Annotated in this window: 22 protein-coding genes; 7 read left to right on the top strand and 15 right to left on the bottom strand. The window is 46.3% G+C overall.

Annotated elements, in window-relative coordinates; translation table 11 throughout:
- Position 1 precedes the first annotated feature (1 nt).
- The 7 genes from J3492_RS10220 to J3492_RS10190 form a co-directional block, all read right to left on the bottom strand.
- On the bottom strand, positions 2 to 853 hold the full coding sequence (locus J3492_RS10220; RefSeq protein ID WP_207991951.1) for an HpcH/HpaI aldolase/citrate lyase family protein: 852 nt from the start codon (positions 851 to 853) through the stop codon (positions 2 to 4).
- 189 nt (positions 854 to 1042) lie between these two features.
- Positions 1043 to 2329, bottom strand: coding sequence for an L-pipecolate oxidase (gene amaA / locus J3492_RS10215; protein WP_207991950.1), 1287 nt, complete (start codon positions 2327 to 2329; stop codon positions 1043 to 1045).
- A gap of 14 nt (positions 2330 to 2343) precedes the next feature.
- Positions 2344 to 3804: a Na+/H+ antiporter NhaC gene (nhaC, locus tag J3492_RS10210; protein WP_207991949.1), complete on the bottom strand. Its 1461-nt coding sequence runs from the start codon at positions 3802 to 3804 to the stop codon at positions 2344 to 2346.
- Between the two features lie 194 nt (positions 3805 to 3998).
- Positions 3999 to 5489, bottom strand: coding sequence for an L-piperidine-6-carboxylate dehydrogenase (gene amaB / locus J3492_RS10205; RefSeq protein WP_207991948.1), 1491 nt, complete (start codon positions 5487 to 5489; stop codon positions 3999 to 4001).
- A 151-nt stretch (positions 5490 to 5640) separates the two neighbouring features.
- Positions 5641 to 7029 (bottom strand): 2-oxoadipate dioxygenase/decarboxylase HglS, encoded by a 1389-nt coding sequence (gene hglS / locus J3492_RS10200; RefSeq protein ID WP_243453222.1) that lies wholly within the window; start codon positions 7027 to 7029, stop codon positions 5641 to 5643.
- Positions 7030 to 7098: 69 nt separating this feature from the next.
- On the bottom strand, positions 7099 to 8379 hold the full coding sequence (locus J3492_RS10195; RefSeq protein ID WP_207991946.1) for a 2-aminoadipate transaminase: 1281 nt from the start codon (positions 8377 to 8379) through the stop codon (positions 7099 to 7101).
- Positions 8380 to 8584: 205 nt separating this feature from the next.
- Positions 8585 to 9541 (bottom strand): LysR substrate-binding domain-containing protein, encoded by a 957-nt coding sequence (locus tag J3492_RS10190; protein ID WP_243453219.1) that lies wholly within the window; start codon positions 9539 to 9541, stop codon positions 8585 to 8587.
- 569 nt (positions 9542 to 10110) lie between these two features.
- Here J3492_RS10190 and J3492_RS10185 point away from each other — a divergent pair.
- Entirely contained in the window at positions 10111 to 10959 is an 849-nt protein-coding gene (locus J3492_RS10185) for an IclR family transcriptional regulator (RefSeq protein ID WP_207991945.1), read from the top strand.
- A 280-nt stretch (positions 10960 to 11239) separates the two neighbouring features.
- Here J3492_RS10185 and nhaC (J3492_RS10180) read toward each other — a convergent pair whose 3' ends face one another.
- From nhaC (J3492_RS10180) to hppD, 4 genes are all read right to left on the bottom strand, one after another.
- Complete coding sequence (gene nhaC / locus J3492_RS10180; RefSeq protein ID WP_207991944.1) at positions 11240 to 12649, bottom strand: Na+/H+ antiporter NhaC; 1410 nt, start codon at positions 12647 to 12649, stop codon at positions 11240 to 11242.
- A gap of 86 nt (positions 12650 to 12735) precedes the next feature.
- Complete coding sequence (locus tag J3492_RS10175) at positions 12736 to 13077, bottom strand: 4a-hydroxytetrahydrobiopterin dehydratase (RefSeq protein ID WP_207991943.1); 342 nt, start codon at positions 13075 to 13077, stop codon at positions 12736 to 12738.
- A gap of 77 nt (positions 13078 to 13154) precedes the next feature.
- On the bottom strand, positions 13155 to 13970 hold the full coding sequence (phhA, locus tag J3492_RS10170; RefSeq protein ID WP_207991942.1) for a phenylalanine 4-monooxygenase: 816 nt from the start codon (positions 13968 to 13970) through the stop codon (positions 13155 to 13157).
- Positions 13971 to 14102: 132 nt separating this feature from the next.
- Positions 14103 to 15203, bottom strand: a complete 1101-nt coding sequence (gene hppD, locus J3492_RS10165) for a 4-hydroxyphenylpyruvate dioxygenase (RefSeq protein ID WP_207991941.1) — start codon at positions 15201 to 15203, stop codon at positions 14103 to 14105.
- Between the two features lie 156 nt (positions 15204 to 15359).
- Between hppD and J3492_RS10160 the strand changes: the two genes are divergently transcribed.
- Both J3492_RS10160 and J3492_RS10155 read left to right on the top strand, forming a co-directional pair.
- Entirely contained in the window at positions 15360 to 16289 is a 930-nt protein-coding gene (locus J3492_RS10160; protein ID WP_207991940.1) for a LysR family transcriptional regulator, read from the top strand.
- 182 nt (positions 16290 to 16471) lie between these two features.
- Positions 16472 to 17668: an amino acid aminotransferase gene (locus J3492_RS10155; RefSeq protein WP_207991939.1), complete on the top strand. Its 1197-nt coding sequence runs from the start codon at positions 16472 to 16474 to the stop codon at positions 17666 to 17668.
- A 333-nt stretch (positions 17669 to 18001) separates the two neighbouring features.
- Here J3492_RS10155 and J3492_RS10150 read toward each other — a convergent pair whose 3' ends face one another.
- The 3 genes from J3492_RS10150 to cobT are packed head-to-tail and all read right to left on the bottom strand — an operon-like array spanning position 18002 to position 20513.
- Positions 18002 to 18553: a histidine phosphatase family protein gene (locus tag J3492_RS10150; protein WP_207991938.1), complete on the bottom strand. Its 552-nt coding sequence runs from the start codon at positions 18551 to 18553 to the stop codon at positions 18002 to 18004.
- A gap of 44 nt (positions 18554 to 18597) precedes the next feature.
- Positions 18598 to 19455: an adenosylcobinamide-GDP ribazoletransferase gene (gene cobS, locus J3492_RS10145; protein ID WP_207991937.1), complete on the bottom strand. Its 858-nt coding sequence runs from the start codon at positions 19453 to 19455 to the stop codon at positions 18598 to 18600.
- Positions 19455 to 20513 carry a nicotinate-nucleotide--dimethylbenzimidazole phosphoribosyltransferase gene (cobT, locus tag J3492_RS10140; RefSeq protein WP_207991936.1) on the bottom strand — a complete coding sequence of 353 codons (1059 nt, stop codon included), beginning with the start codon at positions 20511 to 20513 and terminating at the stop codon, positions 19455 to 19457. Before cobT ends, cobS begins: the two co-directional genes overlap by 1 nt.
- A gap of 114 nt (positions 20514 to 20627) precedes the next feature.
- On the opposite strand from cobT, the gene J3492_RS10135 reads away from it, so the two are divergent.
- Together J3492_RS10135 and J3492_RS10130 are read left to right on the top strand one after the other, a co-directional pair.
- Positions 20628 to 21785, top strand: a complete 1158-nt coding sequence (locus J3492_RS10135; RefSeq protein WP_207991935.1) for a glycerate kinase — start codon at positions 20628 to 20630, stop codon at positions 21783 to 21785.
- Between the two features lie 134 nt (positions 21786 to 21919).
- Complete coding sequence (locus J3492_RS10130; protein ID WP_207991934.1) at positions 21920 to 22750, top strand: enoyl-CoA hydratase; 831 nt, start codon at positions 21920 to 21922, stop codon at positions 22748 to 22750.
- 26 nt (positions 22751 to 22776) lie between these two features.
- Here the strand turns inward: J3492_RS10130 and arfB are convergent, their stop codons facing one another.
- Positions 22777 to 23190 (bottom strand): alternative ribosome rescue aminoacyl-tRNA hydrolase ArfB, encoded by a 414-nt coding sequence (gene arfB / locus J3492_RS10125; RefSeq protein ID WP_207991933.1) that lies wholly within the window; start codon positions 23188 to 23190, stop codon positions 22777 to 22779.
- Between the two features lie 266 nt (positions 23191 to 23456).
- Between arfB and J3492_RS10120 the strand changes: the two genes are divergently transcribed.
- On the top strand, positions 23457 to 23810 hold the full coding sequence (locus J3492_RS10120; protein ID WP_207988742.1) for an IS630 transposase-related protein: 354 nt from the start codon (positions 23457 to 23459) through the stop codon (positions 23808 to 23810).
- The coding region (locus tag J3492_RS10115; RefSeq protein WP_207988744.1) for an IS630 family transposase at positions 23794 to 24217 on the top strand (424 nt) is incomplete at its 3' end. The genes J3492_RS10120 and J3492_RS10115, both read left to right, overlap by 17 nt.

Here is a 24217-nt window from a genome sequence, read left to right as displayed (position 1 = left end):
CTTACTCCGCTAATAGCTGTAGGCAGCGTTTAATGACTGGCGCATCGACCATCTCGCCGTCTATCTTAAATACCGCCTGTCCGCTGCGCTCATACTCTGCTACCACACGTTTGGCAAACTCAATCTCAGCAGCTGTCGGCTCAAGCGCTTTTTGTACCACAGCGACCTGCTTAGGATGAATACAAAGCATGCCTGCCATCCCCATCTGCGACCACAATTGCACACGTACATTCAGACCTGTAGTATCATCAAAATCCGGATAGACAGTATCAATAGGTGGCGCTAGCTCATGGACTTTAGACGTCAGGATGAGCTGATAGCGAATCTGATTGGCGATGATATCCGCTGCTGGCGTCCCGACTTGCACGCGCAAATCATTGCATAAATCCAAAAAGCCATAACTAAATGTCAGCAGCCCTGACGCCTTGGCCATGGCATCGACTTGATATAAGCCGATGGCACTTTCTATCAAGGCAATCACTGGCAACCCTGTACGCTGATAAACTTGTTCAATATCTGCAGCTTGCTCGGCTTTGGACAGTATCACGCCTGCCAGATTAGGCAGTTGCTGGCAAAGCTGCAAGTCTTTGACAAATTCATCACTCCCTGCTTTATTGATACGCACCCACACCGCTTGATAATCGGCACTATCATGATAAGTTTTTAGATGGTCACGGGCTTGTGGTTTGTCCGCTTGCGCCACTGCATCTTCCAAATCCACAATCACGGCATCGGCACCACTGACAAAGGCTTTGGCGACCAGTTCTATTCTTGTGGCAGGCACAAACAGCCAAGTCTTATGATGAGCAGTATTGGCTAGATTATCATGGTCATTATTAATAGGGGTTTGCATGCGCACCTTCGTCCTTAAGTATAAACTTAATCATACAGTGTTTATTGACTTTACCAGACATTGCGCCTGAACAGAATAGAGTCTGTTGAAATAATGATCACTAAAAAAGCCAGACAACACAATGCTGCCTGGCTTCGATGCTTTTATATTATAAAATAGGTTTAGAGAGTGTCTTCAAGAAGTGTTGAGCTATCTGATTATCTTTAGAAACTGACCAGCATGATACAGTGTCAATCCTAATTCGGTAAATCCAGATTTGAGACCACCAAAAGAGACTTTTGACTCCTCTAAGGTCTTGAATGGTATAGGAATAGCGTTTCTATTGCCTGTCATGATGTACTCTGCAAAGCACTTACCCATCATCGTACCTGTAGTAATGCCTCGGCCATTATAGGCCGTTGCCGTCAGCAGGCCTTCATCAGGCTCCATCACTCGAAAGATATGATCTTGAGTAAAGCCAAAGCTACCACACCACTCGTATTGCCACTTAAATGCTGGCAAATCTGGATAATAGCTTTTTTGTACCGTATTGGCCCACGACTGATAAAAAGACTTTGGTTTGAGCTGTGTGCCACCGACAGTTCCTAATAATAGACGACCATCGTCATCACGGCGAAAGCTAGATAATGCCAAACGTGTGTCCCATGCACCCGTCCCGTACGGTAAGATACGATCTGCTACTTCTCCACTAAGCGGCTCAGAGGCAATCTGATAGTAGTAAACCAGATAAAATGTCTTGGCAATCTCTGTCCACTCACCTTCAGTATAGGCATTGGTTGCAATGATAACACGCTCAGATCTCACACGAGCCTTCGCCGTCCTCGCATACCAATAACCCTCTACTTTTTGTAGCGACTCAACAGCTGAATGCTCATAAATAGTCACACCAAGATCTGTCGCAACTTTTGCCAGTCCTCTTGTATAAGCAAGCGGGTTTAAGGTGCCTGCACGACGGTCTAACAATGCTTTGTTGATACTGGTACTGCCACAGTACTCATGGCACTTACTGCCAGTTAATATCTCGACATCGGCTCCACGGCGGCTGAGCTGCTCGTATCTGATATCGACATCGAGCTCACCCATAGCATTATGGGCCATGTGAATATTGCCCGCACGGGTCGCTTGCGCATCAATATTGTAGCGTTCAATCAAGTCAAACACCAAGCTGGGCGCTTGTCCAAGGGCTTCTGTCAGACGCTCCCCTGCCTCTTCGCCTAGAGCCACATTTAAGTCATCTGGACGCGCCCAAGTGCCGGCATTGACTAGCCCGACACTTTTTCCTGAACCACCACTGCCGACAGCTTTACTTTCCAACAACACAACTTTGACGCCCTTTTCGGCCAGATGAATCGCAGCCGACAACCCTGTATAACCACCGCCAATGATACAAACAGTCGCTTGAGTGTCACTATTCATTTGGCTATAGGTATCAATAAGGGGCGCAGTTATGTCCCATAGACACTGCTCTTGCAACATTTCATACTCCCTACTTATCCCACGTCACTGATCGAAGCCGTCGTGCCAGAATTTTCTATAGAAGGCTCTTCGCGTGGTATAAACTTATTAAGGAACGCCCATAACAACCCAAACAAGGGTGATAACCAGCAGGCAAAAGCAAAGGGTGCATAAGTCAAGGTCGCAATGCCAAGTGTTGCTGCCACAAAGCTACCCCCCATGTTCCATGGAATAAGCGGTGATAAAAGCGTACCTGCATCTTCGATTGAGCGGGTCAACGTCGTACGCTGATAGCCCATTTCTTTATACTTATCTTGTAGTAGACGGCCTGGTAAAACACAAGTCGTATAAACATCACCGATAAGCGTACCGACACTGAGTACACTGCCATAGGTCGTAAAAATCAAGCCTAGACGAGATTTCACAAAGTGATTGATCTTTGCCATGATGGCTTTGAGTGTGCCGTAATGTTCTAATGCCCCGATAAAACCTAATGCAAAAATAGTCAAGCTAATGACCCATGTCATCGACATCACACCGCCTTTTGATAGCAGCTGATCAACCACCTCAAAGCCTGTCTCACTGACAAAACCGTTTTGTAACACATTAAAAACATCGCTAACGCCCACACCCTGCAAAAAGACAGCGATCACGGAGCCTACAAACACACCGCTTAATACTGTCGGAATGGCTGGCATTTTCATAACTGCGGCTGCCACAACGACTACCGCTGGTAGCAAGGTGATTATGCTTAGGTTGTAATTAGCGGCTAAGTTATCCTGTAGCGCTTGGATAGAGGACAAATCAATACTGTCATCGCCATAGCCCATGCCAATCCAAGCATAAATCGCCAACGCAGTGAGCATTGCAGGAACAGTCGTCGGCAACATGCCTTTGATGTGATCCCAAAGCTCAACACCAGCTGCTGCCGGCGTCAGGTTGGTGGTGTCTGACAATGGCGACATCTTGTCTCCAAAAAACGCACCAGAGACGATAGCACCACCAGTAAAGTGCGCTGGTATGCCAAGCCCCATGCCGATACCCATCATCGCAAGACCGACGGTACCGACAGTCCCCCACGACGTACCTGTGGCCACAGAAATAATGGCACAAATCGCACAAACAGAAACTAAAAAAGTGGAAGGGGAAAATATACTAAAACCATAATATAAGATGGTCGGGACCGTCCCTGCGATAATCCATGCCCCAATCAGCATACCCACACCCATTAAAATAATCATCGCCGGCAAACCAATCTTGATGACCTTTAAAAAGCGCTCTTCCATGCCTTCCCAGCCACGGCCACGCATCTTCATAAACAAGCCGGTAATTAAAATGCCGCAAGCTAAAGGAATATGAGGGGTAAAGTCTTTAAATATGAAAAACTGCACCATGAGAATCATGGCAGTCAAAACAAGCGGGGCAATATCGAGTAAAAAGTTAGAAGATGGCCCATAGCCATCAATATCAGGGTCGTGATTTTTTTCTTTAGTCATGAGCGTTCTACCTTCCTTAGTAGTCATCTTTAGTGTTCGCAGCTTCATCCAAAACTGCCTATTGCTTTATGACCTTAAAGCAACTCGCGACTACTAAGCATACCTTTCGTATGCATAGTAGTCAGCCAATATTTCAAATCTTACAAGTCAATCAATACTTTATAAATTTATAAAAAAGAGGCTTATCGCCTTACCTAACCAAAACTGATGCCTTGCGCTAGAGGCAGCTCGGTTGAATAGTTAATCGTATTGGTCTGTCGGCGCATATAAACTTTCCATGCATCCGATCCAGACTCACGCCCACCGCCTGTCTCTTTTTCACCACCAAAGGCACCACCAATCTCTGCACCGCTAGTCCCAATGTTGACATTAGCAATACCGCAATCACTACCGCGATCGCTGAGGAAGGTTTCAGCTTCACGCACATCATTGGTAAACACACAAGATGACAAGCCCTGAGGGACATCGTTTTGCATCTCAATCGCCTCATCAAAGTCTTTATAGGTCATGACATATAATATAGGCGCAAAGGTTTCACTTCTAGCAACATCGTTTTGCTCATCAAACTCCACAATGGCAGGGGTGACATAATAAGCATTCGGATACTTGTCTTCGAGTACGCGCTCGCCACCGGTGACTGTCCCGCCCGCTTCTTTGGCCTTTTTTAAGGCCTCTTGCATGTTATTAAAGCTGTCTTCATCGATCAGCGGACCGACCAGATTGCCTTCTAGTGGGTGACCGATACTGACGGTTTCATAAGCGGACTTGATACGGGGTAAGATGTCGTCTTTGATGGATTCGTGTACAAACAGACGACGTAAGGTGGTACAACGCTGGCCGGCTGTCCCAACTGCTGAAAACAAAATACCTCGTAATGCCAAGTCTAAGTCGGCAGTTGGCGCCAATATCATGGCATTGTTACCGCCTAGCTCAAGTAAGCATTTACCAAAGCGCTCTGCGACTTTTGGTCCTACTTCCTGACCCATACGGGTGCTGCCCGTTGCACTGACCAAGGCCACATCTTTATTTTCTACCAAAACATTACCAACATCCGTCTTGCCTAGTAGTACTTGCGACAGATGCTCTGGCGCATCGCCAAACTTAGCTAAGGCTTTTTCAAACATGGCTTGACAAGCCAGCGCCACTAAAGGGGCTTTTTCTGATGGCTTCCACACCACAGGGTTACCGCAGACGATGGCCAGTGTTGTGTTCCAGGACCATACAGCGACTGGGAAGTTAAAGGCAGAGATAACACCGATGACACCTAGAGGATGCCAAGTCTCACGCATGTGGTGACCTGGGCGCTCTGATGCGATCGTCAGACCATACAGCTGACGAGACAAACCAACGGCGAAGTCACAGATATCGATCATCTCTTGCACTTCACCTAGGCCTTCTTCTTTGATCTTGCCCGCCTCAAATGACACCAGCATGCCCAAATCTTCTTTGTGCTCACGCAGCACCTCACCCAACAAACGAATCAGCTCACCGCGTCTTGGTGCCGGCACGGTACGCCATTCTTTGAAGGCCTTTTTGGCGTTAGCAACTTTAGTGTTGACATCCTCAACACTATCCAAAGTGATTTTACCTATCACAGAGCCATCTATTGGGGTATGAATTTCAAAGTCGCCATTTTGATATTGTTCTTCTTTGACACCCATAGCGGACATATACTGCTTAATCATATCGCATCCTTTTATGTTGATTGATACTTCCTTGACAGACTTAATACGTTACCTTGTAGCAAGCTAAGTTGCAAAATAATTAATTTCTTACTGCCATTCCTTTTTGGAATGACAGGTCAACCTCTGACCACTCCTCTATTGACGCCTGGTTTTAAACATCACTGCCGAGCGTTGACAAACACGCCTTGAGGCTTTGGTGCTGCATCGTCTGATATAGCGCAAGCTCATCGTAGACAGAAGCACCTAAAGCACGCTCAAACGCTTGCTGATTTGAGCTGCCCTCATAGTGGCTTTGCTCAGCGTCATGCAGATTGGACTGGAAGATACCTGCCGCACTCACTGGCAAAAAATCCTCATAGACAATAGGCTCAAGACGAATGATCTTTTGCTCAATCAGCTCAGAGAGGGTTTGCTTGGATACAGAGTCACTCAGAGCGTTTGTCTGCGCTTCGTCATCTGTGTGAGCATTAATATCATCACCACTTGCAGCGACATCATCGGCCACTTGATAATAAAAATAAGCCAACGCTTCATTATGTAATGTCAGATAATCGTCTGGAAAAGCTTCAAACGATTTTTCTAAAATCTGATAGTACTCTGTAGCATTGTCCGCATTTGGTGTGGCTTGTAGCTGATTACGAGCTTGGTTAAGCAGCCGATCATATAGCTCTCGGCCTTTGGGCGTTAAGGCCACGCCACGCTGCTCAATCTCACCAAACCTTGCCGTATGATGCCCTGTTTCATAGCTGCCTTCTGGGGTTTGAAAACTTACTGGCTCCTCTAAAGCCTTAAAGCTGGTTTGTCTTAACAAAATAGGACAGTCTCGTTTTGGTGGTCCCTCGATAATCGCTTTTGGCGGGATGCCCTTGGCCTGCATACCTGCCTGTACTGCATCTATATCTAAGGTTCTGGGCGTCAAATGATTGATATGAGGGCCTTTAAAACCCACAACATCAGCGATCAGTCCATGCTGTGCTAACAGCCGTTGATACAGTGTTTTAGATACAGGCGTTTTATCGTGCCAACGAAACGTCTCTAATGCTTCTTTGACAAACTGCTGTGCCTCATCAGCAGTCAGGCCGCCTTGAGTCTCAAAGCGTTTGATTAAATTTATAACCTTGTCTGTAAATATATTACGCTTATTCAAAGCGGTGATCGCTTCTTGTTTTAGCGCTTCATCAGTGATGAGATCTAAGCGCAGCAAAGAGGTAAACACCCGAAATGGGCTGTTATTTAGAGATTGCGTATCTATGGCTCTAAAGGCCGTAGAATGTACGGGCACACCCGCCGGCGCCAAATCATAGTAGCCTACAGGATACATGCCCATCACGGCAAAGAGTCTGCGCATCATGCTCAGCTCATGGGCCGTACCAAGCCTGATGGCACCGTGACGTTCCATATTGAGTCGGTCTAGCTCTCCTGTGTGCTCAAGCTGTTGTCTCACCTCAGGCTGCTCACTGAGTACTGCTGTATTGACTTCAGTCACCAAGTCGATAAGATCCCCATATAAAGGCACTTCTTTTTGGTACATCTCTGACATCGCAGCAGAAAAATCATGGCGAATATCGTCACTATTTATAAATGTATTTTTCACAGATAAATATCCTTTTTAAGTCAACTGTGGTTGGGGTGCTTCATCTGGAATGGCGCTGAGCACTTCTTTTAAAATATCAAGTCCGGCCTTTAGGGTGTCAGGCTCTATCGTCAGTGGGGGTAATAAACGAATAATATGACGGTGTTTGCCACTTGGCATAAGAAGCAGCCCCTGCTCTCGTGCTTGTGTTAATACAAAAGCCATGACACTTGGATGCGTTCCAAATACAGGATGACGCAGCACTATGCCACGCATAGCGCCTATACCAGTGAGGTCGTGTAGCCAAGGTGAGACGCCTGTTTGTTGCCACTCAGTGAATGTACTTTCGATCGTCTCTGCATAATACTGGGCAGATTGCCATACCTCATCTTCATGCATGATGTCCAAAATCGCATTGGCCGCTGCACAAGCGACAGGGTTGCCAGAATAGGTACCTCCCAAACTTCCTTTGGGCAGGCCATTCATCACACTGGCTTTACCGATCACAGCCGCCAATGGCAAACCGCCAGCGATACTTTTGCCTAATAAGAGCAGATCAGGCTCAATCCCTAAATGGGTAAAGGCAAAAGGCACCCCGGTACGGCCATAGCCAGACTGAATCTCATCCATGATTAGCAAGATGCCATGCGCATCACAAAAGCCTCGCAAGTACTGCGCAAATGAAGCTGACATCAGTTGAAAACCGCCCTCTCCTTGTACTGGCTCCACAATAACGGCACCGATATTTTGCACATCTGTCTCGACCGCAAACAAACGCTCTAATGCGTCGATAGCCTGTTGGTCACTGACCTCGCTATCAGGACTAGGAAAAGGAATATGATAAACACCGCCAGCTAAAGGGCCTAGTCCACGCTTATAAGGTGCGACCTTGCCGTTGAGATTCACCGCCGCAAGCGTACGCCCATGAAAGCCGCCATCAAAAGCAATCACACCGGTACGGCCTGTCTTCATACGAGCAATTTTTATGGCGTTTTCGGTGGCTTCTGCGCCGCAGTTGGTGAGCATGCCTGAGCATTCATCTTCGATAGGAACGAACGCACACAATCTTGGCATAAAGGTTTGATACGGCTGATGAGCGGCCGCATTATAGGCATAATGAATGAGTGACTGCGCTTGACTGGTGATGGCGCTGACGATATCAGGATGACAATGCCCAAAGTTTAATACGCCAATCCCGCCCACAAAATCGATGTAGCAGCGCGCTTGATCGTCCCAGACTTTAGCATTATCCCCCTTGGTAAGTGTCACTGGATGCACCATCGTAAAAGCATCCGTGACATTGTATAGCTGATCCATGACTGTCTCTCATCTTCCCTGAGTTAGACCATCATTTCAGCAAACCCTACTGTCATCGGCAAACGAATATAAGTTGTGATGCCATTCCTTTTTGTCATCATCAAAAAACCGACATATAGTCGGCATTTTTGTCTGTTTAAAAGTATGGATGATTAGAGTGTATTGAGCATGCTGAGTATATCGACAATCAGTAGCTAAAATCACTCTATGACTGCTGGTAAAAATCCAAGCCTTGCTCATGATCGTTTGAGGTGTCCAGATAGGCTGAAACCCACTCTAAAAGCACCTTTATCTTGTGCGATCGCCCCAATGATAAAGGATAAGATATGTAATAAGCGCCTCTGCCTTTGACAGCATAGCGCCAAGCTGTCACTAGAGCACCTGATCGCAGCTCTGGAGCCACTAATCGTAGCGGCACCAATGCAATACCATACCCGAGTAAAGCGGCAGAAATAGTGGTGTGGAAGGTATCAAAACGTGGGCCTACAAAAGTGCCATCGATACTGATATCCTGCTGTCTAAAGTACTCATACCAAGCGCTTGGGCGAGAGCTGAGCTGTAATAAAGTGCAGTTGTCTATATTACTGGTACAGGGTGCTTTGTCTTTTAAATAGTCAGGATGACAGACAGCGACACTATATTCGTCAAACAGCTTGATTGACTCCATCCCGCCCCAGATGCCATCCCCATATAAAAAAGCCACATCGACATTTTGATCTTCAGAAAAAAACGGCCCAGCCAACTCTTTGATATCTAAATTAATCAAAGGCTGTGCTTGGCTAAACCCCTTTAAAGCGGGCATCAGCCAACGTGAACAAAATGTGGGATGAGAGACAATCTTGAGTACCTCTGAGTTATCACTATTTGACATCAAGCTGGTCGTCGCCGCTTCGATATGTTTGAGAATCTCTAAGACCTCAAGATAGTAGGTCTTCCCCGCTGGGGTTAAAGAGATTCGATGCGGTGTGCGATAAAAAAGTGACAGATTCAGCATCTCTTCGAGTTGAGCGACCTGCTTACTGATGGCGCTTTGCGTCATATGCATCTCTTGCGCAGCATTCGTAAAACTTAAGTGCCGAGCAGCCGTTTCAAAGCATTGCAATGCAGTGGTCGAAGGATACCTTCTAAAAGAAAGCGGCTTATTGACTTCAGTCTTCATCATTTATATCTTTTATCCCATATCGTACAAGCGCAATAAGACACAACCATCCGCTGTGTGCAAACCAACAACAGCAACAAACGGTATCTTTACTTCAATCTTAAGATTATATCGCATATTGCAGCGTTGGACAGTATAGTCGATACACTCTAACAATGTCATAGCGCTATTGGGATGCTTTCTGTTCAAAATATAGGTTGCGCAGCATCGAAGATACACAGCACACAAGTAAAATGTATACCAGTAGTACGTTCAAACCCTTAACAGTTTTACATTCAGCTGACTATATGTACTGATATTGCGCCAATTGGGTATGGTTTTTAGGGCATCAAAAAAGCAAGGTCTTGATGACATATAGTGCTCGTTTATCAGGCATCAACAAAGGCAGCGCAACTTGTATTTAAGTCAATGTTTCAGTGGCACTGTATCTACTTTATAGTGGATCGGCTATAACAATGAGCGCTGAGCGTTTGTTCTTTTACCTATATTAAAAATTAATCATTACCTATATAATTACATAATAAGTAATATGATTAACACGCTTCACGAAGCATTATTGAATTGAGTATGTGATGTCATCAACCGAAAAAGTCATAAGCAAGAGCCAAGGTGGCATCCAGTCCCTTGAGATTGGGTTAGCGGTACTCGATGTGCTCGTAGAGCATAACGAGCCGATGATGTTAAAGGATATTGCGCATGCTCTTAAGATGCATCCTGCAAAAGCGCATCGCTACTTGGTCAGCCTTATCCGAAAGAACTATGCACGCAAGCTCGATGATGGGCGTTATGGTCTAGGGGCGAGAGTCAAGACGCTAGGATATACAGGCCTTGATCAAAACAATCTATTGCAACGGCTGAGCACTGCTGCGACTGAAATCAAAGATACCTTAAAGTGTGGGGTACAAATCTCTAAGTGGTTTAATGAAGGCCCTATCATTATCCAGTCGTTTGAGCCAGACAGTCCGATCAGTATCATTACTCGTATAGGTTCACGTATGCCACTGTCGTCTTCGGCGACAGGCAAACTATTCGCCAGCTATCATCCCGATGCTACGATTAAACCTTTGATGTTGGCAGAATGGCAAAGCTGTCTCAAAGAGACGACCAAAAAGCCTGCTACTGGATTCACTGATGCAGAGCTCACAGCTAAATGGCAAGCGTTTACTGAGCTACAAACCGCTGTCCGCAGACAAGGTTATGCGACAGTGACCGGTGATATGCTGATGGGCATCAACGCTGTTAGTATCCCCATCCTACCGCCCCAAGCGACGACTGCACCGGCAACCATCTCAGCCGCTGATGATAGACAATTAGAATATGCCCTTACTGTGATTGGTACTACCGAACAGCTGCCGTTGAGGACTCAGCAACAGACTATTCGACAGATTATGACGATCGTCCAGCATTATCAAGTTGGCTAGCTGCTTTAGTGATTATGCTGCGGCCCCAAGATATGCACATCTAAAATTCTTTTAAAATGCGTGCAGTAGTATCTGAGATACTGCTATGTAGTGAATCCTGAATAAAAAGAGCACCGCTTTGACAACGTGCTACTGGTATAAACCAAACCATTGCCGTTACTATTATAGTCGATAAGTAGCATAGAGCCGCCTCTAGCAAAATAGAGCGGCTCTGATAGGATGGGTTAAGCCTTTAGCCGTTATACCGACAAAGATTACTTTGGTTGATGCTCAAGTCGTTTTAAGACTCGCCAGCTGACGGCTTGGCCCCATCTGTGCGACTGATCGTCAATCCTGTAAAGCCAAATATCAATGTCAAAAACAACGACAGATAACAAAAGAAGGCATACGGCAGATAATCCAGTACGGGCACTCCTAACGCTTGGCTAATAAATACACCACATACACTCCAAGGGACAAGGGGGTTGATGACCGTTCCTGCATCTTCAATCGTTCGTGATAGGTTTTTGGGGTGTAAGTTCAAACGCTCAAAGGTTGGACGAAATGCGGTGCCTGACAGTAGAATACTCAAGTATTGCTCACCAATAAGCACGTTGATACTCAGCGCCGACATAGCAGCAGCAAAGATGGCACGCCCTGAAGTGGTCAACGTGTCTTTGATGCCTGACAATAGTGCTGGCAAGATGCCTAAAGCAGTCAACAGCCCGCCAAGACTCAGCGCCAATACCACAATCATTTGAGTAAAGAACATGCTTTGTACGCCGCCACGCGATATCATGCCGCCCACTTCACCCAGATCCAAAGTCTCAGCAGGTGTATAGCCTGCAAACAGATAACCCCCTAATTGTCCAATACTGGGCGAGCTATGAAAATAGGTGACGATCAATGCCACAATAATGGTACAGATGATAGTATAGATAGCATTGATGCGGAACACGGCTAAGCCTACGAGCACGATAAAGGGCAATACCGCATAGCTCTGCACTAGTCCACTGTCAATCAGCTGACCTTGCAAGACCGTCACTTGACTTAAATCAGAGCTAACCGTTGTACCAGAAAAAAACCAAAAAAGTATAACCGTCAGTATCCAAGCCGGTACTGTGGTATACATCATATTGCGAATATGCTCGAACAGATCAATGCCCACGACAGATGAAGCGATGGTACAAGTATCTGACAGTGGCGACATCTTATCACCAAAAAATGCCCCCGATACTATAGCGCCCGCAGCAATAGCGACATTGGCATCAAAGGCATGACTCATACCAATAAAAGCCACACCGAGCGTCGCTGCTGTCGTCAAGCTACTACCCAATGCCACACCTATAATAGAGGTCAATATAAAGGCAGAGATATAATAGTACTCTGGCGAGATCAGCTGAAAACCAAAGTACATCAGCGTCGGTATAGCACCAGACATCATCAAGGCGGCCACCATCAAGCCGATAAAGAAGAACAAATATATTGCCCCAATGCCACGCATGACGCCTGACGCCATTTGCTCCTGCATGTCATTGAAGTTTAAACCTTTGATGAGACCGATGGCCAGTAGCACACAGATAGCAAGTATCAATGAAAGATGAGGCACCCAGCCAAAGCCGATCATGGTGACACCCATGATGGCGATAACAATGGCAGAAATCATAAAAGCCAGTTGAGGGGAAGATTGAGTCAGTATTTTTGGTGGCATCACACGTCCTTATATTAGAAAGTACAGCTGGCGTTAACCGTGAGTGGGGCAAGTTTAATGAGTTGCTCTGATTTTTGCCACTCTGATTACTTACCTAGCAGATCATCAGTCTTTGCAGCCATCACAAAGTCGTTATGATGCAAGCCTTTAATACTGTGTGACCACCAAGTAACAGTGGCCTTACCCCACTCGACCAAAATGCCTGGATGATGCCCCTCCGCTTCAGAGATGTCTGCCAGCTGGTTGGCAAATGCCATTGCGGTGACAAAGTTTTTAAACTTATACTGGCGCTGTAGCTGTCTGATGCCATCAACTTCAATCAGCGACCACTCTGGAATTTGCTTTAGTAGCTCGCGTGCCTCAGTTTCACTGACTGTTGGTGCGCCGACACGGCAAGCTTCACAGCTAGATTGTGATAATGTTGTCATAATAAGTTCCTTTTATTTTAAGACCGTCAAATATGTATATGGGCTAATTGGTGACATGCCCTAAATGTCGAATAATATCAATTGGTGGCGACGGAGTACGTTGGCTCAAACAGTCCAAGTGACATGGCCTGCTTAACCACTGCCATGATGTCGCTATCTACGATGTCAAAGAGAGTATCTAAATCATCAATCACATAATAAATCGGTTGGATATGATCGATTCGATAAGGCGTGCGCAGCACATCGAGCAAATCAAATGCTCGGTGTTCAGGCTGGGGTTGGTTTTGAGCGTCATTATTGAGCGCATAGAGCGTTTCAGAAGGTGAGCTTAAAATGCCACCACCGTAGATCCTGCGGTCTTGACGATGATGGCCCACCAATCCAAACTCAATAGTGAACCAATACAGTCGTGCCAAAAACCATCTCTCTTCTTTACTTGCATGTAGCCCAAGCCTACCATATGTCTCATTAAAAGCAGCAAACGCAGGATGGGTCAGCAGCGGACAATGCCCGACTATCTCATGAAAGATATCAGGCTCTTCGATATAATCCATATCATCGGGACGACGTATAAAGGTGGCGACGGGAAAACGCTTTTCAGAGAGTAACTTAAAAAACTTCCCAAAACTGATAAGCGCAGGCACGGCAGCGGTCTGCCAGCCTGTGGTGGCTTGTAGTACGTCATCAATATCGTGAAGTTGTGGGATACGTGTGGTCGGTAGGTCGAGTTTGGTTAAACCTTCTAGATACTCCGAGCAAGCACGGTTTGGTATTTGCTTGGCTTGACGCTCGAGCAAGGCTTGCCACATAGCATTTTCATCATCACTATAGTGAATATGACCATTGGCATCAGGTTGATGCGACACGTAGGGTTGCTTATCTTGGCGTTCCATGCCGGTATTCCTTGTAGATTGTGGTCCTAAACGACTCTCAGTAAAGGCATCATTGTCTTGACACCTGTGATATTAGAGTACAGGCAAGACAAACTCCTTTTGCCCCGCCCCTTGATTCATAAAGCCAGTATATTACTCAGCTTCAGTCTCTGGCTGATCTATAGCACCGCGGCGCATCTGATCACGCTCTATCGACTCAAATAACGCCTTAAAGTTACCCTCGCCGAAGCCCTCAGCATAATCACCTTTACGCTGGATAAACTCGAAGAATACAGGGCTGCCTAAGATGGTCTCTGAGAAAATCTGTAGCAGCAGACGCGGGGTTCCGCCCTCTGTCGTACCATCTAACAAGATGCCACGAGCTTGCAGCTCATCGACATTTTCGCCATGGTTTGGTAAACGCTCGCTCAACATCTCATAGTAGGCGGCAGGTGGCGCTGTCATTAGCGGGATACCGGCTGCTTTGAGCTTATCAATACTGGCGAGCAGATCATCACTGGCCAAGGCGATATGCTGAATGCCTTCACCGTTAAATTGCATTAAATACTCTTCGATTTGGCCGCCGCCCTGCTTCGATTCTTCGTTTAGAGGAATACGGATTTTTCCATCAGGAGCTGTCATGGCCTTACTGGTAAGCCCAGTGTACTCACCTTTGATATCGAAATAGCGGATTTCACGGAAGTTAAAGATGCGCTCATAGAAGTCTGCCCAGTAAGCCATACGGCCACGGTAGACGTTATGAGTAAGGTGGTCGATGACCTTGAAACCATGGCCGACAGGACGTCTGTCCACCTCTGGAAAGAACTCAAAGTCGACATCATAGATAGATTCACCGTCTTTAAAACGGTCAACCAAATAAATCAGTGAGCCGCCAATCCCTTTAATGGCAGGCAGTCTCAGCTCCATAAACCCTGTCGGCACCTCTACTGGCTGGGCACCGTTTTCGACTGCAAGCTCATAAGCTTTTGTAGAGTCTTTGACACGAAAGCCCATACTACAAGCGCCTGCACCATGCTCTTCTACAAAGTAGCTGGCTGGGCTTTTGGGCTCACGGTTGAGAATCAGATTGATGTCGCCTTGACGGTATAAAGACACATCTTTGGATCTGTGATTGGCAACATGACTAAAACCCAGCTGCTCAAATAGTGCTTCCACGGCTTCAGGGTTGGGCGAGGCGAATTCAACAAAATCAAACCCTTGTAATCCCATTGGGTTGTCAAATAAATCTGCCATTGTCATCATCCTTAATTTCAATTGGTGGTATAAAATCGGTGTAATACGTGGTTTATTGCAGTTATTGCAACAAATCTTGTTGACGGTGTATTTATATTAGATTAGCTTTATTTATAAGACCAATCGTATTTTTTTATTTATTTATCAGGTTTTCTTATGAATATCAGTATTCGACAATTGACCGCTTTTATCAAAGTTGCTGACAATGGCAGTTTTACCCGTGCCAGTGAGCAGATGTATTTGACGCAATCAGCCGTTAGCGGACTGATCAAAGAGCTAGAGTCTAGTCTAGACATTGTGTTATTTGATCGCACCACTCGCCAGCTGACTTTATCTGCGGTTGGGCGACACTTACTGCCACAAGCTCGCAGAGTCCTCAATGAGATGCATTTATTTGAAAATGAAGCCAGCAGTCTAACCAGCCTAGCGCAAGGCCAGGTGCGACTGGCGGTATCGCAGTTTGCCGCCTCTTCCATGCCTGCGGTTATTGCTCAGTTTGCCAAAGACTATCCCGATATCAGTGTGTCATTGCTTGATTGCTCCGCAGAGAACGTCCTCGAGCACATTCAGGACATCGAGGTGGACCTAGGTGTCGGCACCGAGCTTGGTTTTATGGACACTGAGGATGATATCAATGCTGACTTATTATATGAGCTGCCGTTTTGTGTAGTGATACCAGATAATCATGTACTGGCAAAAAAAAGCGAGCTCATTTGGCAGGATTTGATAGACAACCCCTTGATTACTTTGCAGGGTCCTTTTCTTGAACAAGTCACCACTGAGCTTGACGAAACTGTCGCAGCTCATATCCAACAAGCACGCTATAAAGTAAATTTTATGTCGACTGCGCTTGAGATGACCCGTCAAGGTTTTGGTATTACCTTGTGTCTGCCATATATGCCTGAAGTGATTGATTGGGTAAGTGCCAACGGTCTGTTGATGCGCCCTTTATTACAGCCAGTAAAAACACGGCGATTTTTTATTTATCAGCGCTCCTCTCGCTCTTTATCTCCAGCTACTGTCGCCTTTAAGCAGTTTTTACAGACATACTTTGCCAACCACTTTAATGACTTACCTAAAGACTGATACATAGTGAGTGAGGCATAGTGACTCACTGATTTTGATCAGTGTCTCAGACAGTTGCCGGCATGATTAAGAAAGCTGCTACCGTCAAATAATTGCTGTAAAGATGAATCTAACGTTGAGTTAATCACCAAACTGGTTTATGCTTTTTAACGGCTTTATCTCTATTCTTGTAAGGAAAAAAAATGTTTGAACGTATCGACTACTATGCTGGTGATCCAATCTTAGGGCTAATGGGCAAGTTTGCACAAGATAGCAATCCAGATAAAGTGAACTTAGGCGTAGGCGTTTATTATGATGAAGATGGCAAAATGCCAGTGCTTGAGTGTGTAAAAACTGCTGAAAAGCGTATTGCAGATCCAGTCTCTCCTCGTCCTTATTTACCAATGGCAGGACTACCGGGCCACCGTAAAGGCTGTCAGGAGCTGTTGTTCGGCAAAGAGGCGCAAGTCTTAAAAGATGGTCTTGTCGCAACCATTGCAACCATTGGTGGTTCAGGTGCCCTAAAAGTAGGCGCTGACTTTATCCATCAGTGGTTTCCGCAATCTAAGTGCTATGTGAGCGACCCGACTTGGGGCAACCATATCGCTATCTTCGAAGGTAGTAATATCGAAGTCGGAAAATACCCATACTACGACCAAGCAACTGGTGGTATCAAGTTTGATGAGATGATTGCGTTTTTTGAAACCCTTAATAAAAACGACGTGATTCTATTGCACCCGTGCTGCCACAACCCAACGGGCGTAGATTTGACACAAGAGCAGTGGGATAAAGTACTGGAAGTCATTCAACAGCGTGAATTGATTCCATTTATGGACATCGCTTACCAAGGCTTTGGCAATGATATGGACAGCGATGCTTATGCCATTCGTAAAGCTGTGGATATGGGCCTGCCATTGTTTGTCAGTAACTCTTTCTCCAAAAACCTATCATTATATGGCGAGCGTGTCGGCGGTCTGTCCGTGGTCTGCCCGACAGCAGATGAGGCTGAGCGGGTCTTTGGTCAGCTTACCTACACAGTGCGTCGCATCTATTCAAGCCCACCATCACATGGTGGCCGTGTGGTCGATATCGTCATGAATGACGACGCCTTGCATGAGCAATGGGTGGGTGAGGTCTATGCCATGCGTGACCGTATCAAAGCCATGCGCTTGAAGTTAAAATCCGTGCTAGAAGCAAAAGTCCCGGGGCGCAGCTTTGATTACCTCACTGCCCAAAACGGTATGTTTAGCTTTACCGGATTGACGCCAGAGCAAGTTGAACGCATGAAAGATGAGTTTGGTATTTATATGGTATCAAACTCACGTATGTGTGTGGCTGGCCTGAATGTCAATAACGTCGACTATGTGGCCAATGCGATGGCAGAAGTTTTGAAAGACTGATCGTTGCAAAAATACGTTAGATAAATACTGTGATAAAAGGTTGGGCGTTGGCTCAGCCTTTTTTTATCACTCTCTTACTAGGGCGTGTCCTCATAAAAACAGATAATAACACCGCTTGATAATGCGCAAGGCGCCCTCATCAGATCTGCTGAAGGCAACAGCTATGCGCGTGTGCGTTTGGATAAGATCAGTTATCCTGATAGCACGGCGACGACGGCGACCTCGTGGAAGTTTAAACTAGACATTCAGCCGGCTTCTTAGCGTAAAAAAATCATTTTCTAATACCATGATTCTCGTGACATATCGTAATTACGAGAATCTTATTAGAGCCTGTTAAATCTCCAAACAACTACACGCCCCATAAGTCACCGCAGACGGCCAATCCGCCGCTACCTTGGGTATATTTTGCCCAGCTGCAATCATCTTAGCAGCATTAATCCAGCCAGCATGGCCGACAGCCAGTATCGGGAGATTGTCTTGTTCAGCTAGCCTTTTAGCCAACCACATCTCAACACGATCAAACAACTGCTGCAAACTCTCGCCATGATCAGGCGCAAAATGCGCAAAGTCATCACACCAGTCATCAATCTCTTGCTTAGCGATTTGTGCCCAAGAGCGGCCATCCCATTCGCCAAAATTGATCTCTGCCAGCTCAGGCGCGACTCGGCACTGAAAGCCACGCCGCGCCAGTATCTGCCCCACTTTTAGCGAGCGCTGTAAGGGACTGACCCAAATGACTTTGGGCAGTTGCTGCAGACGGGTAAAGCGCTCAATGCGATTGGCAAGGCGTTTTAATTTACGCTTATCAACTGCCACATCGGTTTGCCCGATACAGATACCCTCAGTGGCCATGGGCTTGGGGTGACGCCAGATATAAAGCGTCATTAAAAAACTCTCCTTATTTATTTTCCTACTTGATTTCTATTGCTTTAAAAAAAAGGCATAGAGGCCGCCAGTCCCGCATAAATCGCCACTTCACTCAGCTGCTGCGTGGCTCCCAACCCATCACCTGTATAGCCATCAAGCCGTCTACGTAATAAGCGGCGCATATAGTCAGTAGCAACTAACGCCAATACTAAGGCCAACAACCACTGACCGATACTAATTTTTTGCATGGCATTAGGAGATATAGCCATCATTAAAATGACGCTCAATAGCAACCAACCACTGGCGATAATACCTTGCTTCGGGGTTAGCTGCTGCGCCATTGGCTTGGCTTTAGCATGCGCAACCTCACCACCATAAGGCAATAGGGCGATCAGACTGATACAAAGTAGGCGTGAAGCGGTATGGCCAACAACCAAAGCAACTATAGCGACGGAGGGCGGCATGGCAGCGAGCAAACTGATCTTGAGCAATAGCGCTGAAACCAAACCCAACACGCCATAAGTGCCCAAACGCGAGTCTTTCATAATGGTCAAAGTACGCTCACGTGTCAGACCGCCGCCCAGCCCATCACACGTATCGGCAAGGCCATCTTCATGAAAAGCGCCCGTGAGCTTGATGCCAAAGGCGGTGCTCATCACTGCCGCCACAAGTGGCGTAAACAAGCTGCTGGTCAACCAAAACACACCAGCGCAAAGCAGTCCGACGAGCAGTCCGACTGCAGGGAAATGGCGACTGCTTTGATGTAACCATTGCGGTTCATAATGGCGAAACCGTGGCACAGGCAGACGGGTCAAAAACTGAATGGCGACCAATAATAGCGTCCATTCATGTTTAATCGCCTTCCATATCGATCTGGCGTGTTGCTGCTGTTTATTTGGTAGGTCTGATAGGTCTGGCATCAGCTGTCTTTTTCACTCACACCAGCATCACTAAAGCTTGCCATCTCATTGATAATGGCGCAAGCAGACTGCAATAGTGGATAAGCAAGCGCCGCCCCACTGCCCTCACCCAAGCGCATGTCCATGTCGAGTAGTGGCTCAGCCTGTAGTAACTTTAATAGATGTGCATGGCCTGGCTCGACGGAATGATGGGCGAATACAGCGTATTGAGCGACCCCTGGCGCTAAGCGCTCAGCAACTAACAAAGCACTACTGGCAATAAAGCCATCAATCAATAAAATACGGCGCTCACTGGCACCCTGAATCAAGGCACCTGCCATCATGGCAATCTCAAGGCCGCCCAATGCCGCAAGCACTTCCAATGGCGCTTGTGCCTTTTGATGGCGCTGCAATATTTGTGTTAAAACACTCTGTTTATGCTGTAGCCCTACATCATCAAGGCCCGTACCCCGACCGATACAATCAGCTATCGGGACATCACCCAATCTGGCCAGCAGCAGGCTTGCCGCAGAAGTATTGCCAATCCCCATCTCACCGACGATGAGCAAATTACCTGCCAAATTGTTGACCACTGCCATACCGCTCTCTAATGCAGTCAGACATTCTGCATTCGTCATCGCAGACTCTGATAACGCATCTCGGCTACCATGCCGGACCTTATAATCAAGCAATTGCGGATGCCCTTTAAAAGGAGAGTTGGCAAAGTCAGTATTTACTCCAGCATCGACGACCTTGAGCTCAATATTATGCTGACGAGCCAGAACGTTAATCGCTGCGCCGCCCTGCAAGAAGTTGTAGACCATCTGTGCGGTGACCGCACTGGGATAAGCGGAAGTACCATGCTTGGTCAAGCCGTGATCAGCGGCAAACACTCGAATCTGTGGCTGCTCAATATGTGGCGTGGTCGTTCCTTGAATCATACCCAGCTGCAAGCCTAACGACTCTAAACGGCCAAGCGCACCCAGTGGCTTGGTCTTGCTATCGATAATCTGTTGTAGCTGCTGGCGTAGGTCTTTATTTTCTATGTTGGCAATGGTTGGCGCGGTAAAAGTGGTCAAGAAATATTCCTAGTCGTAAAGATAAAACAGCAGCTATGGTAGCAGATTATTTGATTAATGATGATATGATTAAGGTCTATTAAACCTTTAATCTTGACTCATTGTAGAAAAGCCATGAAGATCCTAATCGCCCCCGACGCCTTCAAAGAAAGTCTAGAAGCGCTAGAGGTTTGCCGCGCTATCCAATCTGGGTTTGAACAGGTGCTTCCTGATGCCGACTACACGCTACTGCCCATGGCTGATGGTGGTGAAGGCACAGCAAGCATATTGTCTTACGCACTAGGCGGGCGCTGGAAGGATGTGATTGTCAATGATCCACTCATGCGACCCATTACCGCCAAATACTTGCTGTTGCCCGACAACACAGCGGTGATAGAAATCGCCCAAGCCTGCGGCCTGCATTTATTAATGAGTGAGGAAAGACACCCATTAATCACCAGTAGCTATGGGGTTGGCGAGCTGATTGCTGATGCTTTGGGCGAAGGCGTCAAACGCATCATCATCGGTCTGGGCGGCAGTGCCACCAATGATGCAGGACTCGGTATGCTCATGGCATTAGGAATGGCTTTTTATGACGCTAAAGGCCAAGCTCTAGCCCAAGGCGGTAGCGAGCTTGCTCACTTGAGACGAATAGATGCTGTCAGACTCCATCCAAAGGTTTTAGACACCGTCTTTGAGGTGGCCTGTGATGTGACCAATCCATTATGCGGATCATCAGGAGCCAGCGCTGTTTTTGGCCCGCAAAAAGGTGCCAGTCCCAAACAAGTGGCGCTATTAGATAAAGCAGTAAGTCACTTTGCAGCGGTGTGCCATCAGCATGGCTATCAAGATTATCAAAATATAGCGGGCGCTGGAGCAGCAGGCGGTCTTGGCTTTGCCTTAATGACCTTTTGCAGCGCTAATCTTAAATCAGGATTTGATACCGTCGCTGAGGCTGTCAGCCTAGATAAGCACATTGCTCACGCTGACTTGGTGATTACTGGCGAAGGCAAGCTTGATGCACAAAGTGCGATGGGTAAAGTTGCAGGCGGCATCAGCCAACTTGCAAAAGCCCATGGTAAGCCTGTCATCGCTATTTGCGGTAGCGTTGACGGTTTAAACCCTGCTCAGAGCGCTCAGTTTGATGTTGTCATGCCCAGTATCCAAAAGTTAGACACTGTTGATAAGGTATTAAAAAGTGGCTATGAAAATGTTGAAACCACAGCGTTCAATGTGGCAGCAGCGATGCGTTTGGGCAGTAACCTTTATTGTAAAGAGTGGGTATGTTGGTAACTTACTAGGATGCATTTTGTAGCTCATTTATGATATAACTGGCAGGACATGCCAACAACAAACGGTTTAGCAAATATCATGCAAGACATTTCTTGCTCCTACAAAACAAACCCTCACTATCAAGGACGATAAAAATGACGCGGTCTCATTCAAATACCAATGCAGCGACAAACAAACCCACAGATGAACCCTTAGTTATTAGAGAAGACAGCAACAACAACGGCGTCGTTACCCTTACTCTCAATCGCCCCAAACAATTCAACGCGCTATCGGTCGATATGCTGGCGGCCATGCAAACAGAGCTGGACGATATTGCGCAAGACGATAATATCCATGTGGTAGTCATTGCCGCCAATGGTAAAGCCTTCTGTGCAGGTCACAATCTAAAAGAGATGCGTGCGAATATGAATGAAGCCGCTCATCAGTCACTGTTTGCACAGTGCAGTCAAATGATGCTGACCATCAATCAGATGCCGCAAGTCGTGATCGCCAAAGTACAAGGCATTGCTACTGCTGCTGGCTGTCAATTGGTGGCAGCGTGTGACTTAGCAGTGGCCTCTGATGACGCTAAGTTTGCAACCTCTGGCATCAATGTTGGGCTGTTTTGCTCCACCCCTGCCGTGGCCGTCAGCCGCAACTTATCTCGCAAACAAGCCTTTGAGATGCTCATCACGGGTGAGTTTATCGATGCGCATACAGCACAACAACAAGGGTTGATCAATCGTCTTGCACCCACCAATCAGTTAGATGATACGCTACAGTCCTTAATTGAAGCGATCACTGCCAAGTCTTCGGTCGCCGTCAAGACGGGCAAAGATATGTTTTATAAACAATTGGATATGGATCTGGCAGAGGCTTACGACTATGCTGGTAAGGTCATGACTTGCAATATGATGGCAGACGATGTGACGGAAGGGATTGATGCCTTTATCGAAAAACGTCATGCGGTATGGACAGGACGTTAGAGGCTGCCAAGCAACCTAAAAGCCCTTTAAAAATCTACTTTACCCCGTAAGGCTTTGAGTTTACCACGCTGGGTTTTTTGATCGACACGTTTGCGCTTGGCACTTTTGCTCGGCTTAGTGGGCTTGCGAACTTTGGTAACTTGGGTGGCTTGCACGATAAAGGCTTTTAGACGTTCAAAGGCGTCAATTTTATTGCGCTCTTGCGTACGGTACTGCTGTGCCTTGAGGACAAAGATACCGTCTTTGGTGATACGGCTGTCTTTGCTATCTAATAAACGCTGCTTTTGAGAGTCACTCAGGCTTGAAGCCTTGATATCGAAACGCAGATGAATGGCGGAGGAAACTTTATTGACGTTTTGTCCGCCTGCCCCTTGCGCACGGATGGCGCTAATCTCGACATCACTATCGCTTAGGCTAATGTTATTACTTATAAAAATCATAGTGCTCTTTTATTTTTTCAAAGAATTATTCTCTATATGGGATATGGGGCGTGTTTAAGGGTTTATAAATAGGCTGCCCTCTATAAATTCTTATTGGTATAGTTTTACGGCTTTATAATCTTTTTCAAAAGTTAAATTATTGTTTTGCATTTATAAATAATTTTATATATGCTTATTTTTCTTACTAGGCTATAACAATAGGTATAGTCAGTTCTTTTTAAATAAGATACAATCGTTTTAAAGCAAGCGAAATAGCAGAAGAACAAATGACCTATTCAGCAGATTTTCGAGCACAAGTGATTAAAAGTGTCAAAAACAAAGACATGAGTATCCGTCAGGCTTGTACTTTCTATAATGTTAGCAAAACCGCATTACAGCGCTGGCTGAGAAACCCAAGTATCAAACAAACTCGAGATAAATCACCAACTAAAATACCGAATGAAGCACTCTTAAAAGACGTTGAACAATATCCAGACGATTATCTGTACGAGCGAGCTAGGCGATTCAACTGTAGTAAGACCGGCATGCACACTGCTTTAAAACGTCTAGGTATCAGTCAAAAAAAAGACCTTAGAGCATCCAAAAGCCTGCCTGATAAAAAGAGTGGCTTATCAGAGTAAACTTGATCGCTTTACGCAGCAAGGCTATCCCATTATCTATATGGATGAAAGCGGCTTTGAGCACGAGACCATCCGCTCTCATGGCTATGCACCGATTGGTACACCCTGTATCGACAGCTACAACTGGCAAGCAAAAAAGAGAACTAACGTCATCGGTGCTCTTTATAACAAGATGCTGTTTGCGCTTGATTACTTTGAACAGAATATCAATAGCAATATATTTTATGACTGGTGTAAGATCACACTTATTCCAAGTCTCAAGACTAAATGCGTGATCGTTATGGATAACGCTAGGTTTCATAAAAGCAGACGTATCCAAAAACTGCTCAACAGACATGGTCATCGCATTCTATGGCTGCCACCCTATAGCCCTGATCTTAACCCCATTGAGAAAAAATGGGCACAAG

The organism is Psychrobacter coccoides (genome assembly GCF_017498085.1).
In the GTDB taxonomy this organism is placed as follows: Bacteria; Pseudomonadota; Gammaproteobacteria; order Pseudomonadales; family Moraxellaceae; genus Psychrobacter; species Psychrobacter coccoides.
Note: the sequence above shows the minus strand (reverse complement) of the source record. Positions and strands in the feature narration are given on the sequence as shown.

Excerpts from the sequence above, each read along its gene's own strand:
- J3492_RS10220 (WP_207991951.1), bottom strand. The coding sequence starts at position 853 with ATGCAAACCCCTATTAATAATGACCATGATAATCTAGCCAATACTGCT.
- amaA (WP_207991950.1), bottom strand. The coding sequence starts at position 2,329 with ATGTTGCAAGAGCAGTGTCTATGGGACATAACTGCGCCCCTTATTGAT.
- nhaC (WP_207991949.1), bottom strand. The coding sequence starts at position 3,804 with ATGACTAAAGAAAAAAATCACGACCCTGATATTGATGGCTATGGGCCA.
- amaB (WP_207991948.1), bottom strand. The coding sequence starts at position 5,489 with ATGATTAAGCAGTATATGTCCGCTATGGGTGTCAAAGAAGAACAATAT.
- hglS (WP_243453222.1), bottom strand. The coding sequence starts at position 7,029 with ATGTCAGAGATGTACCAAAAAGAAGTGCCTTTATATGGGGATCTTATC.
- J3492_RS10195 (WP_207991946.1), bottom strand. The coding sequence starts at position 8,379 with ATGGATCAGCTATACAATGTCACGGATGCTTTTACGATGGTGCATCCA.
- J3492_RS10190 (WP_243453219.1), bottom strand. The coding sequence starts at position 9,541 with ATGATGAAGACTGAAGTCAATAAGCCGCTTTCTTTTAGAAGGTATCCT.
- J3492_RS10185 (WP_207991945.1), top strand. The coding sequence starts at position 10,111 with ATGTCATCAACCGAAAAAGTCATAAGCAAGAGCCAAGGTGGCATCCAG.
- nhaC (WP_207991944.1), bottom strand. The coding sequence starts at position 12,649 with ATGCCACCAAAAATACTGACTCAATCTTCCCCTCAACTGGCTTTTATG.
- J3492_RS10175 (WP_207991943.1), bottom strand. The coding sequence starts at position 13,077 with ATGACAACATTATCACAATCTAGCTGTGAAGCTTGCCGTGTCGGCGCA.
- phhA (WP_207991942.1), bottom strand. The coding sequence starts at position 13,970 with ATGGAACGCCAAGATAAGCAACCCTACGTGTCGCATCAACCTGATGCC.
- hppD (WP_207991941.1), bottom strand. The coding sequence starts at position 15,203 with ATGGCAGATTTATTTGACAACCCAATGGGATTACAAGGGTTTGATTTT.
- J3492_RS10160 (WP_207991940.1), top strand. The coding sequence starts at position 15,360 with ATGAATATCAGTATTCGACAATTGACCGCTTTTATCAAAGTTGCTGAC.
- J3492_RS10155 (WP_207991939.1), top strand. The coding sequence starts at position 16,472 with ATGTTTGAACGTATCGACTACTATGCTGGTGATCCAATCTTAGGGCTA.
- J3492_RS10150 (WP_207991938.1), bottom strand. The coding sequence starts at position 18,553 with ATGACGCTTTATATCTGGCGTCACCCCAAGCCCATGGCCACTGAGGGT.
- cobS (WP_207991937.1), bottom strand. The coding sequence starts at position 19,455 with ATGCCAGACCTATCAGACCTACCAAATAAACAGCAGCAACACGCCAGA.
- J3492_RS10135 (WP_207991935.1), top strand. The coding sequence starts at position 20,628 with ATGAAGATCCTAATCGCCCCCGACGCCTTCAAAGAAAGTCTAGAAGCG.
- J3492_RS10130 (WP_207991934.1), top strand. The coding sequence starts at position 21,920 with ATGACGCGGTCTCATTCAAATACCAATGCAGCGACAAACAAACCCACA.
- arfB (WP_207991933.1), bottom strand. The coding sequence starts at position 23,190 with ATGATTTTTATAAGTAATAACATTAGCCTAAGCGATAGTGATGTCGAG.
- J3492_RS10120 (WP_207988742.1), top strand. The coding sequence starts at position 23,457 with ATGACCTATTCAGCAGATTTTCGAGCACAAGTGATTAAAAGTGTCAAA.